This window comes from Aquabacterium sp. (assembly GCF_021768455.1).
GTDB lineage: Bacteria > Pseudomonadota > Gammaproteobacteria > Burkholderiales > Burkholderiaceae_C > Aquabacterium.
The window spans coordinates 1-15445 of sequence record NZ_JAIZVX010000105.1 but is presented as its reverse complement, the minus strand read 5'-3'; the positions used below and the strand labels follow the sequence as shown (position 1 = coordinate 15445).

At 68.0% G+C, this 15445-nt stretch carries 14 protein-coding genes; 10 read left to right on the top strand and 4 right to left on the bottom strand.

Annotated elements, in window-relative coordinates; all coding sequences use genetic code 11:
• Window positions 1-883, bottom strand: an 883-nt coding sequence (locus QZ994_RS13845) for a GAF domain-containing protein (RefSeq protein ID WP_290872635.1), incomplete at its 3' end; no start/stop codon positions are given.
• 447 nt (window positions 884-1330) lie between these two features.
• Here QZ994_RS13845 and QZ994_RS13840 point away from each other — a divergent pair.
• From QZ994_RS13840 to QZ994_RS13830, 3 genes are all read left to right on the top strand, one after another.
• Entirely contained in the window at window positions 1331-2854 is a 1524-nt protein-coding gene (locus QZ994_RS13840; RefSeq protein ID WP_290872632.1) for an aldehyde dehydrogenase family protein, read from the top strand.
• A 90-nt stretch (window positions 2855-2944) separates the two neighbouring features.
• Complete coding sequence (locus QZ994_RS13835; RefSeq protein ID WP_290872638.1) at window positions 2945-3328, top strand: DUF779 domain-containing protein; 384 nt, start codon at window positions 2945-2947, stop codon at window positions 3326-3328.
• A gap of 41 nt (window positions 3329-3369) precedes the next feature.
• Complete coding sequence (locus QZ994_RS13830; protein ID WP_290872630.1) at window positions 3370-3735, top strand: ArsC family reductase; 366 nt, start codon at window positions 3370-3372, stop codon at window positions 3733-3735.
• A 12-nt stretch (window positions 3736-3747) separates the two neighbouring features.
• On the opposite strand, the gene QZ994_RS13825 is transcribed toward QZ994_RS13830, so the two are convergent.
• On the bottom strand, window positions 3748-4899 hold the full coding sequence (locus QZ994_RS13825) for a DNA alkylation repair protein (RefSeq protein ID WP_290872627.1): 1152 nt from the start codon (window positions 4897-4899) through the stop codon (window positions 3748-3750).
• A gap of 143 nt (window positions 4900-5042) precedes the next feature.
• Between QZ994_RS13825 and QZ994_RS13820 the strand changes: the two genes are divergently transcribed.
• The 4 genes from QZ994_RS13820 to QZ994_RS13805 all read left to right on the top strand — a co-directional run bounded on the left by QZ994_RS13820 (window position 5043) and on the right by QZ994_RS13805 (window position 7550).
• On the top strand, window positions 5043-6089 hold the full coding sequence (locus tag QZ994_RS13820; protein WP_290872625.1) for a bile acid:sodium symporter family protein: 1047 nt from the start codon (window positions 5043-5045) through the stop codon (window positions 6087-6089).
• 3 nt (window positions 6090-6092) lie between these two features.
• Window positions 6093-6809 (top strand): RluA family pseudouridine synthase, encoded by a 717-nt coding sequence (locus tag QZ994_RS13815; protein WP_290872623.1) that lies wholly within the window; start codon window positions 6093-6095, stop codon window positions 6807-6809.
• 107 nt (window positions 6810-6916) lie between these two features.
• On the top strand, window positions 6917-7150 hold the full coding sequence (locus QZ994_RS13810; RefSeq protein WP_290872621.1) for a zinc ribbon domain-containing protein: 234 nt from the start codon (window positions 6917-6919) through the stop codon (window positions 7148-7150).
• A 46-nt stretch (window positions 7151-7196) separates the two neighbouring features.
• Window positions 7197-7550 (top strand): hypothetical protein, encoded by a 354-nt coding sequence (locus tag QZ994_RS13805; protein WP_290872619.1) that lies wholly within the window; start codon window positions 7197-7199, stop codon window positions 7548-7550.
• 18 nt (window positions 7551-7568) lie between these two features.
• Here QZ994_RS13805 and QZ994_RS13800 read toward each other — a convergent pair whose 3' ends face one another.
• A complete protein-coding gene (locus QZ994_RS13800; RefSeq protein WP_290872617.1) occupies window positions 7569-10979 on the bottom strand; it encodes a response regulator in 3411 nt (1136 codons plus the stop codon).
• Window positions 10980-11175: 196 nt separating this feature from the next.
• Here QZ994_RS13800 and QZ994_RS13795 point away from each other — a divergent pair, with 196 nt between their 5' ends.
• From QZ994_RS13795 to QZ994_RS13785, 3 genes are all read left to right on the top strand, one after another.
• Window positions 11176-12297 carry a beta-ketoacyl-ACP synthase III gene (locus QZ994_RS13795; protein WP_290872615.1) on the top strand — a complete coding sequence of 374 codons (1122 nt, stop codon included), beginning with the start codon at window positions 11176-11178 and terminating at the stop codon, window positions 12295-12297.
• A 178-nt stretch (window positions 12298-12475) separates the two neighbouring features.
• Window positions 12476-13933: an exodeoxyribonuclease I gene (gene sbcB / locus QZ994_RS13790; RefSeq protein WP_290872613.1), complete on the top strand. Its 1458-nt coding sequence runs from the start codon at window positions 12476-12478 to the stop codon at window positions 13931-13933.
• 26 nt (window positions 13934-13959) lie between these two features.
• On the top strand, window positions 13960-14508 hold the full coding sequence (locus QZ994_RS13785) for a YgjP-like metallopeptidase domain-containing protein (protein ID WP_290872611.1): 549 nt from the start codon (window positions 13960-13962) through the stop codon (window positions 14506-14508).
• 41 nt (window positions 14509-14549) lie between these two features.
• Here QZ994_RS13785 and QZ994_RS13780 read toward each other — a convergent pair.
• A partial coding sequence (locus tag QZ994_RS13780; RefSeq protein WP_290872609.1) for an AEC family transporter occupies window positions 14550-15445 on the bottom strand: 896 nt, incomplete at its 5' end.

Below are 15445 nucleotides of genomic sequence, written 5' to 3'. Positions count from 1 at the left end.
TCATGGTCGTGATGCGCGTGGGCATGCCGGTGGCGGGCAGCGACTGCAGGCGCAGGGCCTGGGGGCCCAGCACCCGGTCGAGCGTGATGGCGCCAATCTGCGTGGCAGATAGGTTGAGCCACTGCTGGGCGATGGCGTTGGCACCCATGATCCAGCCATCTTCGGACACGGCCAGCAGGCCCTCGCCGACCGAGCCCAGGCCCTCGGCATGGGGGTGCATGCGCAGCAACTGGTCGTTGGCGTGGCGCACGTGGAAGAGCCGGTCTTCGATCATGCGGGCGGCCGAGCGCACCAGGGCGAAGGTGTGGGGGTGGTAGCCGCTCTGGTCGACCGAGATGTCGAGCACGCCGCGCAGTCGGCCATCGGGCGCCATGACGGGCGCAGCCGAGCAGGTCAGGAAGCTGTTGCGTTCCAGGTAGTGCTCGGCGCCGTGGATGACGGTGGGCTCTTCGTTGGCCAGGGCGGTGCCGATGGCGTTGGTGCCGCGGTGCTCTTCGCGCCACAGTGCGCCCGGTGCGAGGGAGACGCGTTCGGCGCGGGTGAGGAAGTCGGCGTCACCCAGGCTGCTGAGCAGAAGGCCCTGGGCATCGGCCAGGATGACCAGGCTGCCGCTGTTGCGCATCTGGTCGAACACGAACTCCATCACCGGGCGGGCGTGCGCCAGCAGGTCGTGTTCGCTGGCCAGGGCGCGGCGCAGGTCGCCGGGCGAGCTCAAGGGCGGCGCAACCGGTGGGTCGGTGGGCGAGAGGCCCGCCTGGTGGCTGCGTTGCCAGGAGGAGGACACCCGGGTGTCGACCACACCCTCGGGCACCTCACCGGTTTCCAGCAGGAAACGGCGGGCCTGGCGGAGTTGGTCGGCGTTGGCGTGCGGGGTCAGTTGCATGGACAGCCTCGGGGGGAATGCTTGCTGGGTCGTGCTGGCTTCGGCTCGCCTTGACAAAGCAAGGGCCGCAGCATGACAGGGGTTGGACGGAGTATCGCGCGGGGGGCGGTCTGTCACATGCGGGTTCCCCCTGTGTCAGTGCGGGACACCGTCACGATGTGTGCCAGCGCGTGCACCCAGGCTGACACAGCGCAAACCCGGTGCTCGGGCGCCGGGGCTTTGGCGGCGCTCGGGCCCCTGTCGCGACAAAAACCCAATGCCTGCTGGGGTTTGGCGGGGTCGAGGCCGAAAAGGGCGATGCGGCCCGCTGTGTGCCATCCCTGGTGGAAACCCCAGATGGCACGCGCCGTGCCCTTATGGGGTACGGACGCGGCCACTGTCACACACAACGGCGCAGCGTCTGACACAAGCAACCGCTGATTTCTTGCTGACCTGAAGGAGACCCGCATGACTGTTTACGCCGCCCCTGGTGCCGCTGGCGCCCCCGTTGCGTTCAAGACCCGCTACGACAATTTCATCAACGGCAAGTTTGTTGCGCCGGTTGAAGGCCAGTACTTCGACGTGATCACGCCGATCAACGGCAAGGTCTACACCCAGGCTGCCCGTTCCGGCGCTGCCGACATCGAACTGGCCCTGGACGCTGCCCACGCCGCCAAGGACAAGTGGGCCGCCACCTCGCCCGGCGAGCGCGCCAACATCCTGCTGAAGATCGCCGATCGCCTCGAGCAGAACCTCGAGAAACTGGCTTACGCCGAGACCGTGGACAACGGCAAGGCCATCCGCGAAACCCTGAACGCCGACATCCCCCTGGCCGTCGACCACTTCCGTTACTTCGCCGGCTGCCTGCGTGCGCAAGAAGGCTCGCTGTCGGAAATCGACGGCAACACCATCGCGTACCACTTCCATGAGCCCCTGGGCGTCGTGGGCCAGATCATCCCCTGGAACTTCCCGATCCTGATGGCCGCCTGGAAGCTGGCCCCCGCTCTGGGCGCCGGCAACTGCGTGGTGCTCAAGCCCGCCGAGTCGACCCCGGTCAGCATCCTGGTGCTGGTCGAGCTGATCGCCGACCTGCTGCCCCCGGGCGTGCTGAACATCGTCAACGGCCTGGGCCGCGAAGCCGGCATGCCGCTGGCCACCAGCAAGCGCATCGCCAAGATCGCCTTCACGGGTTCGACTGCCACCGGCCGTGTCATCGCCCAGGCTGCTGCGACCAACCTGATTCCCGCCACGCTGGAACTGGGTGGCAAGAGCCCCAACATCTTCTTCGCCGACGTCATGGACGCCGATGACGCCTTCCTCGACAAGGCCATCGAAGGCATGGTGCTGTTCGCCTTCAACCAGGGCGAAGTCTGCACCTGCCCGTCGCGCGCCCTGATCCAGGAATCGATCTACGACAAGTTCATCGAGCGCGTGCTCAAGCGCGTGGCCGCCATCAAGCAAGGCAGCCCGCTGGACACCGAGTCGATGATGGGTGCCCAGGCTTCGGCCCTGCAGATGGACAAGATCATGTCCTACCTGGCCGTCGGCAAGGAAGAAGGCGCTCAGGTGCTGATCGGTGGTGACGCCGCCAAGATGGAAGGCGACCTGTCCGGTGGCTACTACATCCAGCCGACCCTGTTCAAGGGCCACAACAAGATGCGCGTCTTCCAGGAAGAAATCTTTGGCCCGGTGCTGGCCGTGACGACCTTCAAGGATGAAGCCGAAGCCCTGCAGATCGCCAACGACACCGTTTACGGTCTGGGTGCCGGCGTGTGGACCCGCAACGGCAACCGCGCTTACCAGTTTGGCCGCCACATCCAGGCCGGCCGCGTGTGGACCAACTGCTACCACGCCTATCCGGCGCACGCAGCCTTCGGTGGCTACAAGGAATCGGGCATCGGCCGCGAAACCCACAAGGTCATGCTGGACCACTACCAACAGACCAAGAACCTGCTCGTGTCTTACGACCCGAACAAGCTGGGCTTCTTCTGATTCACTGTGTGTTCCTCCACGGGAAACCTTCGGGGCGGCTTCGCCCGCCCTTTTTTCTTGGAAGATGCCAAGAGGCAGCAGGAGATGAACATGATCCAACGCGTGATCGCGACCGAGGCCGCCGAGGCCCTGATCCGGCGCTTGCAGGCGCAGCACGGCACGCTGATGTTCTACCAGTCGCACGGGTGTTGCGATGGCAGCACGCCCATGCTGTTCGTGCAGGGCGAGATGGGCCTGGGCCCGAACGATGTGCAACTGGGTGAGGTGGCGGGCGTGCCTTTCCACGCCAGCGTGGCGCAGATGGACTATCTCTCGGGTTCGCAATTGAGCCTGGATGTGGCGCCGGGCAGCGTGGGCACGTTTTCGCTCGAAGACGCCGAGGGCGTTCACTTCGTGGTGACCACACGCTTGTGGAGCGATGAGGAGTGGCGGGCCCTCAAAGCCCAGGATGACGCTCGGGCCGGCGGCTTGTGAGACAGTGGCGGGTCTCGACACAATGGATGGAGTCCCGCACGATGAGCACCCTGGTTTACGGCATCCCGAACTGCGACACGGTCAAGAAGGCCCGCACCTGGCTGAGCGAGCAGGGTGTGGTGTTTGGTTTCCACGACTACAAGAAGCAGGGCGTGCCGGCGGAGCGTCTGGCAGCCTGGGTGGCGGCTGTGGGCTGGGAGCCGTTGGTGAACCGCCAGGGCACGACCTGGCGCAAGCTCGATGAGGCCACGAAGGCGGCCGTGGTCGATGCGGCCAGCGCCCAGGCCCTGATGCAGGCGCACGCCAGCGTGATCAAGCGCCCGGTGATCGAGCGTGATGGTCAGGTGCTGAGCGTGGGCTTCGATGCGAAGAAGCTCGATGCCCTGGCGGTGGCCCTGAAGGGCTGAGGTCCGACGACCTCAAGCCAGCAGGTCGAAGTCGGCGCAGGCCACCACCTGCCCATTGAGCAGCAGCTCGAGCCGGTGGTGACCGGGGTGGTAGCGCCGGGTGCTGATGGGCTGGAAGCTGTGGGCCTTGGTCCAGTGCCAGGCCTCGTGGGGTGACAGCCGAAGGCGCTTGCCCTTGAAGGTCTTGGGTGAGGTCTCCCCATTGGCCTTGACGTGGTGAACCCGGTAGTCGAGCTCCAGCGTCTGTTGGGGGCCGGGCGCGGCGTGCAGGCTCACCGAGAAGGACAGGGCCTCGCCGATCCGCACGGTTGGGGCGGGCAAATGCAGTGTGGCCTGGCCATGGAAGGGCTCGCCCAGACCCCAGGCCTGCAGGGTGCCGGGGTGGCCTGCCTTGATGAGGCTGCGGCTGGCGTGCCGCAGCAGCTGAACGCGGGAGGCGGGCGCCTCGGGCAGGTGGGTACGCAACCAGTCGACCACGCGCTCGGGGTGGTCCTTGGCGATGTCGTTGAGGTGGTTGGCGACGCTGCGGCGCACGTAGGCACTGGGGTCGTCCTGCAGGGTGCGCAGCAGGGGCAAGGTGGGGGCGGGGTCCTGCACCAGGGCTTGGAGGCGCAGCCCCCAGGGCAGGCGAGGGCGGCTGCCTTCGCTCACCAGCCGCCGCACGTGTGCGCTCGGGTCGTGCTGCCATTGCTGCAGCGTGGCGAAGACCCGCTCCGGGTGGGCCACGATGAAGGGGCGGATGGCGAACTCGGCCGTGAAGCGCTGGGTGAGGGCGTGCAGGGTTCGCAGGGCGCGGTCCGGGTGCGCCAGGCCATGGTGGGCCACGTACTCGCCGAAGGCCCACAGGGCCCAGCCACCCAGGCCGGTGGCATCGGTGCCCAGCTGGCCGAGTTCCTTGTCCGGGTCATGCTCGAAACGGGGCTGGGGCACCGGCCTGAGGCTGGCTTCCATGACCTCGGCGGCGGCGTGGAAGTCGCGTGGCAAGGTGTCAGCCAGGGCATGGGCGATGTGCCGTGCCCGGGCCTTGAGCGCCAGCGCGTCCAGCCCGTTGAGGGCCTGGGCCACAAAGGCCTCCTGTGGGAAGGCCGGCCAGGCCCGGCGCAGGTGCTGGCCCACGTCGTGGACGAGGTCGCGGTCGATGAGGTGCTTGAAGGCGGTGGCCATGGTCGGGATGGTAAGGGGCATGTGGCCGCAACTGCGCTAGGCTTGCGGTTTTGCCCAGACCGGCCTGGAAGAGGCCGGGGTGTCCGATGTTGCCGTCTCGTCCCGCTTCCCGCCGCGCGCCTGCGCACAGGCCTCTGCTTCGCGTGTCCGCCCCCCCATCTGGCCAGAAGGCGCAACGGGGTGCGGTGGACGGCTTCCTGCTGGCCATGGTCGCCGCCGTGACCGTGGCTTCGTGCTTCCCTCAATGGGGCCGCAGCGAGGGGCCCTTGCACCTGGGGCGGGTGCTGGACGTGGGCGTCTTCTGCCTGTTTTTCCTGCACGGCATGGGCCTGTCGACCGACAGCCTCAAGGCCGGAGCCACCCGCTGGCGCCTGCACCTGCTGGTGCAAGGCTGCACCTATGTGCTGTTTCCGCTGTGGTGGGCGTTGCTGGCGGCCACGGCGGGGCGCTGGGTGTCGCACGACCTGCTCATGGGCTTCTTTTACCTGGCGGTGCTGCCGTCCACCGTGTCGTCGTCGGTGGCGATGACGGCGCTGGCCCGTGGCCATGTGGCGGCCGCCGTGCTCAATGCCACCTTGTCGACCCTGCTGGGTGTTTTCCTCACGCCGCTGCTGGTGAGCCTGGTGATCGGGCAGGGCGGCGGGGCCGGCATGGACGTGGGCGACACCATGCTCAAGGTGGCAAAGATGCTTTTGCTGCCCTTTGTGATCGGCCACCTGATGCGGCCCTTGCTGGCCAGCCGCTTTTCGCGCATCAAGAAGCAGACGACCCTGTTCGACCGCGGGGTGATCGTCTTGCTGGTGTGGTCGGCCTTCAGCGATTCCGTGGCCGATGGTCTGTGGAGCCGCCATGGCATCGGGCTGCTGGCCCAGGCCATGGTGGGTGCGGTGGCCTTTCTGTTGCCCATGCTGGCCTTCACGCGCTGGGCTGCACGCCGCATGGGCTTTGAAGTGGAAGACGAGATCGTGGCGGTGTTCTGCGGCTCGAAGAAGACCCTGGCCTCGGGCATGCCCATGGCCAAGCTGCTTTTTGGCGGCAATGCGGCCATGGGCGTGCTGATCCTGCCGATCATGCTGTACCACCAGATTCAGCTCTTCGTGTGTGCGGTGATGGCCCGGCGCTACGCGGCACGCGATGCCGGTGGGGCGCGCAGCCTGGTGTCCACACCCGCTCAACCGCCCGAGGCCTGAGCCATGGCCCGACTGCGGGGTGCGCCGCCGCCCACCGAGCCATCCCTGTGCCCGACCATCGTCTACAACCCACCGCCGGATGAGGGACTGGACCTGGTCCACGAGGACGAGGCCCTGCTGGTGTTGAACAAGCCGGCGGGTCTGCTGTCGGTGCCAGGACGGGGCGAGGCCCATCAGGACTGCCTGGCCCACCGCGTGCAGCGCCGCCATCCTGATGCGCTCATCGTGCACCGCCTGGACCTGGCCACCTCCGGCCTGATCGTGATGGCACGTGGCCCGGCCATGCAGGCCGCGCTGAGCCAGGCTTTTGCCGACCGCCGCGTGCACAAGCGCTACGAAGCCTTGCTGCAGGGGCTGATGCCGCCTGACTGGGGCGAGACCGGCGAGGTCAACCTGCCCCTGGGCACCGACTGGCTGTGGCGCCCCATGCAGAAGGTTGACCTGAGCGGTGGCAAGCCTGCCCTGACGCGGTGGCGGGTGTGTGCACGTGACGCTCAGCGGGACCGCACCCGTGTCGAACTCGAGCCCGTGACCGGTCGCAGCCACCAGTTGCGGGTGCACATGCTGGCCTTGGGCCACCCCATGCTGGGCGACCCGCTCTATGGCTCGCCGGCCAGCCAGTGCGCCATGCCGAGGCTGGCCCTGCACGCGGCCCACCTGGCGCTGCAGCACCCCCTGCACGACACGCCGTGCGCGTGGCACAGCCCGGCCCCTTTCTGAGACGATCCGGTGGATCACGGCGGTCAGGCATTGCGCTTGCAATGAGAGGGTGTGGGCGCGGGTTCTTGTCTGGAACCCGACAAGCCCGCCCTGACCTGGACCCTGCCATGCCGATCTACGCCTACCACTGCCCCCACTGTGATGACGACTTCGAATTGCTGGTGCGTTCCACCACCGTGGTGGCCTGCCCGCAATGCGGCGGCACCGAGCTGAGCAAGCTGGTCTCGCTCACCGCGCCCCAGATGAAGAGCCCCGGCATCATCAAACGAGCCCGGGCCCGCGCTGCCCGCGAGGGGCACCTGAGCAACTTCTCGGCGGCCGAGCGCGGCAAGGTCGGCTGAGCCGGCTCCACCCGCCCATCCCTGTCACTTTTGTCGGATACCTGCCATGTTCAATGGGGCGCTGCTGTCCATCGTCGAAGAAGCGGCCGAGTCCGTGCTGATCCTGGCCGAGGGCGTGGAAGACGAGGCCCTGCTGGGATCGCGCCTGACGCGCCAGGAAATCCAGCGCCAGCTGGCCGCCATCGCACGCGGGCTCGACGGACTGGGGCCGGATGCCCGTGCGGCCTTGCCGGAACTCGACTGGGCGGCCTGGCTGGCCATGGGCCGCGAGATCATCACCGCCGGGCCCCGTCAGGACGAGGCCTTGCTCTATGGCGTGCAGTCGCTCGTGCCCACGACCATCATGTGGCTGCGGGTCTACAAGCAGAACCAGCCCGAGCTGTTTCGCCAGGCGGGCTGATCGCACAACGGCAGCCCGTCAGTGCGGGGAGCGGGCCGGGTGTCGCAGGTCTGTCCAGCGCTGGATGACCTGGAACATCTGCTGCACATCCAGGGGCTTGGAGACGTGGTCGTTCATGCCCGCGGCCTCGGCGGCCTCGCGGTCGGTGGCCAGGGCACTGGCCGTCATGGCGATCACGGGGAGGTTCGCCCAGCGCGGTTCGGCACGGATCAGGCGGGTGGCGGTGTAGCCGTCCATGTGCGGCATCTGGCAGTCCATCAGCACGCAGTCGAAGGGGCCGTGGGCACCGAGGGTGGCCAGGGCCTCGCGGCCGTCCTCGGCCAGCACCACCTCCGCACCGGCGCGTTCGAGCAGCTCGCGCGCCAGCTCCTGGTTGAGAGGCTGGTCCTCCACCAGCAGCAGGCGCAGCCCGGCCAATGGCGCGGTGCCGGCCGCCGGCAACACAGGCTGGACGTACGAGGTGCTGGCCGGCCCCGCTTGGCTGGCCAGGGCCCGGCTCAGGCTGTCAAACAGGGTGGAGGGGCTCACGGGCTTGATCAGGATGTCGGACAGGGGGATGTCCTGGGCGGCGCGCACGGCGTCGTCGCGATTGAAGGCCGTCACCAGCAGGATGCAGGGGCTGCTGCGCGGGAAACGCTGCAGCGATTGCGCGTGGATGCGCTGTGCGCAGGTCAGGCCGTCCATGCCCGGCATCTGCCAGTCGAGCAGCACCCAGTCGTAGGGGCGCAGGCTGCGTGAGAGCAGTTGCAGGGCGTGTTCGCCGCTGTCCACGTGGTCGACGTGCAGGCCCAGGTTCTCGGCCATGTGCGCGAGCACGGCGCGTGCATCCGGGTGGTCGTCGACCAGCAGCAGGCGCTTGCCGGCCCAGCCATCGCGCACCAGGGCCATGGGTGCACTCTGGTCGGGCAGACCCAGGCGCACCGTGAAGTGGAAGGTCGAGCCCTGGTGCTGGGTGCTGTCGGCCCAGAGTTGGCCACCCATGGCCTCGGCCAGCTGGCGCGAGATGGTCAGGCCCAGGCCCGTGCCGCCAAAGCGGCGGGTGGTGGAGGCATCGGCCTGGCTGAAAGGCTGGAAGAGCCGGGCCTGCTGTTCGGCACTCATGCCCATGCCGGTGTCGCGCACCCAGCCGTGCAGCACCACCTCCTGTGCGTGGCGGTGCTGCACCGCCAGGCCGATGGTGACGCTGCCCCGGTCGGTGAACTTGATGGCGTTGGAGCCCAGGTTGACCAGGATCTGGCGCAGCCTGGTGGGGTCGCCCAGCAGCTGCGAGGGCAGGTCGGGCGGCATGTCGTAGACCAGTTCGAGCTGCTTGCGCTCGGCCTGCAGGCCCAGCATGTCGGCCACCTGGTCCAACACGTCCTGAACGGGGAAGGGGATGTGTTCCAGTTCGAGGTGCCCCGCCTCGATCTTGGAGACGTCGAGGATGTCGTTGATGATCTGCAGCAGGCTGTTGGCCGCCTGGTGGGCTTTGGCCACGTAGGCTCGGAGCTTGTCGGGCGAGCCGTCCTGCAAGGCCAGGTGGGTCATGCCGATGATGGCGTTCATCGGTGTGCGGATCTCATGGCTCATGTTGGCCAGGAAGGCGCTCTTGGCCCGGCTGGTCTCCTGGGCGTTTTCGGTGGCGACCCGCAGTGCCTCCTCGGTCTGGCGGCGCGCGGTGGCGTCTTCGGCAATCGCGAAGTAGAGGTCCCGGTCTTCGTGGCCGAGCCAGATCAGCATGATCTCGCAGTCGATGGGCGAGCCGTCCAGCCGCTGGTGGCGCCAGCTCACGCGCAGGGGGTGGTTGCCATCGCGGTGGTCACGCAGGATGTCGTGGGCGGCCGAGAGGCTCTCGCGGCCATCGGGCTGCTGCGCGGGCGACAGTGGTGCCTGCCATGGCAGCCGACCCTGGATCTGGCTGAAGTCGTTGGCGCCGAAGAGCCTCAGCGTGGCGGCATTGCAGCGCAGGATGCCCCGTTCGCGGTGAAAGAAGAAGAAGCCGGTCGGGGCGTACTGGAACGCGGCTTCGAAACGCAGTTCCGCCTGGCGGCGCCCGCTCACGTCCAGCCAGTAACCGTCGAAGACCTGCCCACCGTCCGGGCTGGTGGCCACCGCGCTGTTGACGCTGATCCAGCGTTGCTGGCTGTCGAGGTCGACCGCGAACTCGGTGGGCTCCGTGGGGGGCGTGCCCGCTGCGGTGCCCGCCAGCTGCCAGATGCGCTCCGGCTGGCGGACCAGCTCGCTGTCGTCCACCCCGAAGAGCCGCGCCGCGCCGGGGCCGATGTGGGTGAAATGCCCTTCGCCCTGAGGCGAGACGCGGTAGCGAAAGAGGGTCAGGGGCAGGGCGCGCGTCATGTCCAGGGTTTCGCGGCGCACGCGTTCGACGGCCGCCCCCTTCTCAGCCCGCCGCCAGTACGACCACAGGGCCAGCCAGCCCACCGCCACCAGCAGGCCGCTGCCCACCAGCCCGCCGCCCAGGATCTCGGGTTCGATGGCCAGGGGCGACAGCTCCCACAGGGAAAACGGATAGCCCTTGAGCGGCCGGCTCAGCAGCAGGTGGGGCGTGCCGCCGACCTCCATGGCCAGGTGGTTTTCCTGGCGGATGCGCACGCTGCTGGGCGACCAGGGCAGGGGGCTGGGGGTGGTGAGGTAGGTTCGCGCCATCTCTTTGTCTCGGCCGTCGAGCGAGGGGGCCGTGGGGATGCGGCGCAGCATGGCCTGGGGATCGTTGCTGCTGACCACCACGCCGTTGGCATCGACCAGGGCCGTGAGGCGTTTCTCAGAAGAGCTGAAGAGGCGCCCCATCTTTTCGGGATCGGTTTTCAGAACCAGGATGCCCAGGGCACGGCCGTTGCGCTGGATGCGGCTGGCGAAATTGAAACCCGGTTTGCCACTGATGCGGCCCATCACGAACTGGAAGCCCGATTCTTCGTCCATGGCCGCGCGGAAGTACTCGCGGGTGCGGAAGTTGGCACCGACGGCCAGGGTGGTCTGTTCGCGGTGGGCGCTGTCGGCCAGGGCGGTGCCATAGGCGTCCATCACATAGGCCTGGCGGATCTGGAAGGCGTTGACCATGCGCTCGAGTTCGGCGTTCATGGCCTGCACCTCCGGCCTGGCCATCAGGCTGGACCGCAGCGTGGCCCGCTGGCTGTCGGTGGGCGAGACCTCCCCCACCACGACCTTTTCCAGGAAGTCGGGCAAGGTGGACTGCCGGGCCAGGACAGGGCCCAGGGCGGAGAGAGATTGAAAATGGTTGTCCAGGTTCTCGAGCAGCGCCTGCAGCCTCACCCTGGTGCTTTCGAGCACCTCGGCGCGGTAGACCTGGATGCGCTCTCGGGTCAACCAACTGCCCGCCGCAGCCACGGCCAGCAGCCACAGCAGGCCGGCCCACACCAGCCGTTTCCCCAGCGAGGCGGTGGCGTCGCGCTCCTGCTGCGTGGTCGAAGGCATCCCGGTCTCCGTGAGGTGTTTTGATCTGGTGAGCGGGCCGCCGCAGCGAAGCGCGTGGACCGCTCCCAAGTTCTATCAGACCTGTCTCGCCGCAGCAAGCCAGGGTCTGTCAGCCCCGCCCCATGCGGGCAGGCCCCTGGTCTGCGGCCAGGCAAAGGGTGGCAAAATCGTCGGTTTCCGCTTGAGCCTGTCCGTCATGTCTTCTGTCGTCATCAGCGGTACTGGTCTTTACCAGCCGCCCCACATCATCACCAACGCCGAGTTGGTGGCGTCCTTCAACGCCTACGTGGAGAAGTTCAACGCCGAGCATGCGGCAGAGATCGAAGCCGGCACCGTCACGGCCCTGTCGCCCTCGAGCGTCGAGTTCATTGAGAAGGCCTCGGGCATCAAGCAGCGCTATGTGATGGACAAGGCAGGCATCCTGGATGTCGACCGCATGTACCCCCGGCTGCAGCCCCGTGCCGACGACCAGCTGTCGCTGATGGCCGAAATCGCCGTCGAGGCCGCGAAGAAGGCCATGGCCGCTGCCGGCAAACAGGGCAGCGACATCGATGCCGTCATCTGCTCCTCGGCCAACATGCAGCGCGCCTACCCGGCCATGGCCATCGAGGTCCAGCAGGCCATCGGCGCCCGCGGTTATGGTTTCGACATGAACGTGGCCTGCTCGGCGGCCACTTTCGCGCTGGAGCAGGCCATCAACGCCGTGCGTTCGGGCTCGGCCAGCTGCGTGCTCGTGGTCAACCCCGAGATCACTTCGGCCCACCAGGAGTGGAAGGACCGCGATTGCCACTTCATCTTTGGCGATGTCTGCACGGCCGTCATCGTCGAGCGAGGCGAGACCGCCACCGCGGCCGACCAGTGGGAAGTGCTGGGCAGCCAGCTGGCCACGCAGTTCTCCAACAACATCCGCAACAACTTCGGTTTCATGAACCGCAGCGAAGACAGCGACCCGCTGGCCCGCGACAAGACCTTCCGCCAGGAGGGGCGCAAGGTGTTCAAGGAGGTGGTGCCCATCGCCGCCGCCCACATCGAGGCCCAGCTCGCCAGCCTGCAGCGCGAGCCCAGCCAGGTGCGCCGCTTCTGGCTGCACCAGGCCAACCAGGGCATGAACCAGCTGGTCATCAAGAAGCTGATCAATGCCGAGGCCACGCAGGACGTGGCGCCCCTCATTCTGGACGAGTACGCCAACACCGCTTCGGCCGGCTCCATCATCGCCTTCCACACCCACCGGGCCGATCTGGTCTCGGGCGATGTGGGCGTGATCTGCTCCTTTGGTGCCGGCTACTCGGTCGGCTCGGTGGTGCTGCGCAAGCGCTGAGCACGGCAGGGCGTCGGCCCGGAGGGAGCCCACAGCAGGGGCCCCCATGCGGCGGGTCGATCCCGGCCTCTCGATGCGGGACAATCGCCGCATCCCGACACGGCCCGCGGGTTCACCGCCGGGCCGTTTGTTTTGCACCCTTGTGTGCGCCGATGTCTGAACCGCCGCGGCCTGGCCCATGTCCGATTTCACCTTTTACTGGCACGACTACGAAACCTTTGGCGTGGTGCCGCGCCGGGACCGCCCCTCTCAGTTCGCCGGCATCCGCACCGATGCCGACCTCAACGAGATCGGCCAGCCGCTGATGCGCTACTGCCAGCCGGCGCCCGATTACCTGCCTCAGCCCGAGGCCTGCCTGCTCACCGGCATCCTCCCCCAGACCTGCCTGGCCGAAGGCTTGCCCGAACACGCCTTTGCCGCCGCCATCGAGCGCGAGCTGGCCGCCCCGAACACCGTGGGCGTGGGCTACAACACCATCCGTTTCGACGACGAGGTCACGCGCTTCCTGTTCTGGCGCAACCTCATCGACCCCTATGGCCGCGAGTGGCAAAACGGTTGCGGCCGCTGGGACCTGATCGACGTGGTGCGTTGCACCTGGGCCCTGCGCCCCGAAGGCATCCAGTGGCCCGAGGTCGATGGCCGCCCGGTGTTCAAACTCGAAGCCCTGACCCAGGCCAATGGCCTGGTGCACGAAGCGGCCCACGATGCCCTGTCCGACGTGCGCGCCACCATCGCCGTGGCCCGCCTGATCAAGCAGGCCCAGCCCCGCCTCTGGGACTTCTGCCTCAAGCTGCGCAAGAAGGACGCCGTGCTGGCCGAAGCCGGCCTGGACAAGCCCCGCAGCCAGTGGAAGCCCTTCCTGCACCTCTCCAGCATGTTCGGCAGCGAGCGCGGCTTCATGGCCCTGGTCTGGCCGCTCGCCCAGCACCCCAGCAACAAAAACGAGATCCTGTGCTGGGACCTGGCCCACGACCCGTCCGAGCTGTTCGGCCTCAGCGCCGACGAAATCCGCCTGCGCGTCTTCACCCGCACAGTCGACCTGCCCGAAGGCGTCAGCCGCTTGCCGATCAAGAGCGTGCACATCAACAAGTCGCCCATCGTGATTGGCAACCTCAAGGTTGCCTCGCCCGAAGCCCAGGCCAAGTGGGGCCTGAACCTGGGGCAGGCGCTGGCGCACGCCGAGCTGGCCCGCGACCGCAGCCCCAGCATGGATGGCATCTGGGCCGAGGTCTACGCCCGCCGCGAGCAGGACCAGCGCGGTGTGCAGACCGATGTCGACGAGGACCTCTATGGCGGCTTCGTGGGCAACGAAGACCGACGCGTGCTGCAGCGCCTGCGCGGCCTCAGTGGCGAGCAGCTGGCCGACAAGCGCCCCGGCTTCGTCGACGAGCGCCTGGAAGAGCTGCTGTTCCGCTACCGTGCCCGCAACTTCCCGGACACGCTCGATGAGGCCGACCAGGCCCGCTGGCTGGCCCTGCGCACCGCACGCCTGCACGGCGGCGAGGGCGGTGGCCTCACGCTGCAGGCCTTCTTCGATCGCATCGACCAGCTCAGCGAAGGCCTGAAGGACGACGACGAGCGCGGCCAGGACATCCTCGGTGCGCTCTACGACTATGCCGAGCAGATTGCGCCTTGATCGCGCCTTGACCTCGCACCCCTGACATGGCCACCCAGCACCTCGTTCCTCCGCCCGCCAGCGCCCTGGCACTCAAGTACCTGGGCGGCTACCCGCCGCACCTGCTGGCCCAGGTGCAGTCCCTGATCGACGCAGGCAAGCTGGGCGAGGTCATCCGCAGCCGGTACCCGGATCGCCATGAGGTTCGCACCGACAAGGCGCTCTACGAGCACGTGATGGACCTCAAGCAGCGCCACCTGCGCAGCAGCGAACCGCTCAGCAAGGTCGCCTACGATGGCAAGCTGCAGGTGATCGCCCATGCCCTGGGCACGCACACGGCCATCTCGCGCGTGCAGGGCGGCAAGCTCAAGGCCAAGCGCGAGATCCGCGTGGCCAGCCTGTTCAAGGAGGCCCCGCCGGAGTTCCTGCAGATGATCGTCGTGCACGAGCTGGCCCACATCAAGGAGCGGGCCCACGACAAGGCTTTCTACAAGCTCTGCGTGCACATGGAGCCGAACTACCACCAGTACGAGTTCGACCTGCGCCTCTACCTCACCGCGCAAGACCTCGAAGGCCGTCTGCAGCCAGAGGACTGAGCCCCGGGCTCGGGCGGCATGCACCGTGTCAACGGGGCGCCTCAGGCGGTCAGGGCCAGCCACATCGGCGTGGTCAGGGCGGCCAGGGCGGTCGACATCACCAAGCTGGCTGCGACCGGCCCTTCCAGGGCCTTGAACTGCCGCGACATCAGGTAGACATTGGCCCCTGTGGCGATGGAGGCCAGCAGGGTCACGGTGCGGGCCTCGACCTCGCCCAGGCCCAGTGCCCGTGCCAGGCCCCACACCACCAGCGGCTGCACCAGCAGCTTGACGGCGCACATGGCCGAACTGACCGGCCATTGCGCGCGGATGCCGTGCTGGGCCAGGCCCATGCCCAGGGTCAGCAAGGCCAGCGGGCCTGCCGTCTGCGCCACCCAGCCCAGTGCGGTGTGCAGCCCCTCGGGCATCCCCCAGCCGCTCAGGCCCACGGCCGTGCCGCTCAGGATGGCCAGGATGATCGGGTTGCTCAGCACGCCGCGCAGCGTGGCGCCAAAGCCGGCCAGGGAGGGGCTGCCGTGGCGCGCCCACTCGACCGACACGGTCGCCAGCGTCCACAGCGTGAGCGAGTTGAACACCAGCACCAGCGCCACCGTGGGCATGGCCTGCGGACCCAGGGTCGATTGCGCCAGAGGGATGCCCAGCAGCACGTTGTTCGAGAAGATGCCCGCCAGCGCGAACAGCGACTGCGACACCCCATCCAGCCCGAACACCCGCCAGGCCAGCAGCCGGCCGATGCCGAACACGAGCAGGCAGCCCCCGAAAAAGGCGGCCAGCACCCTCGGGTCAACGGGCGGCAGGCGCGAGAGGTCGCTCATCAGGCTGAAGAGCAGGGCGGGCAGGGCCACGCCGAACACAAACCGCGAGAGCCTTTCGTGCAGCCGCTCTGGCCCCCGCCACATGCGGCTGATCAGCCAGCCCAGCGCCACCAGGGCGAACA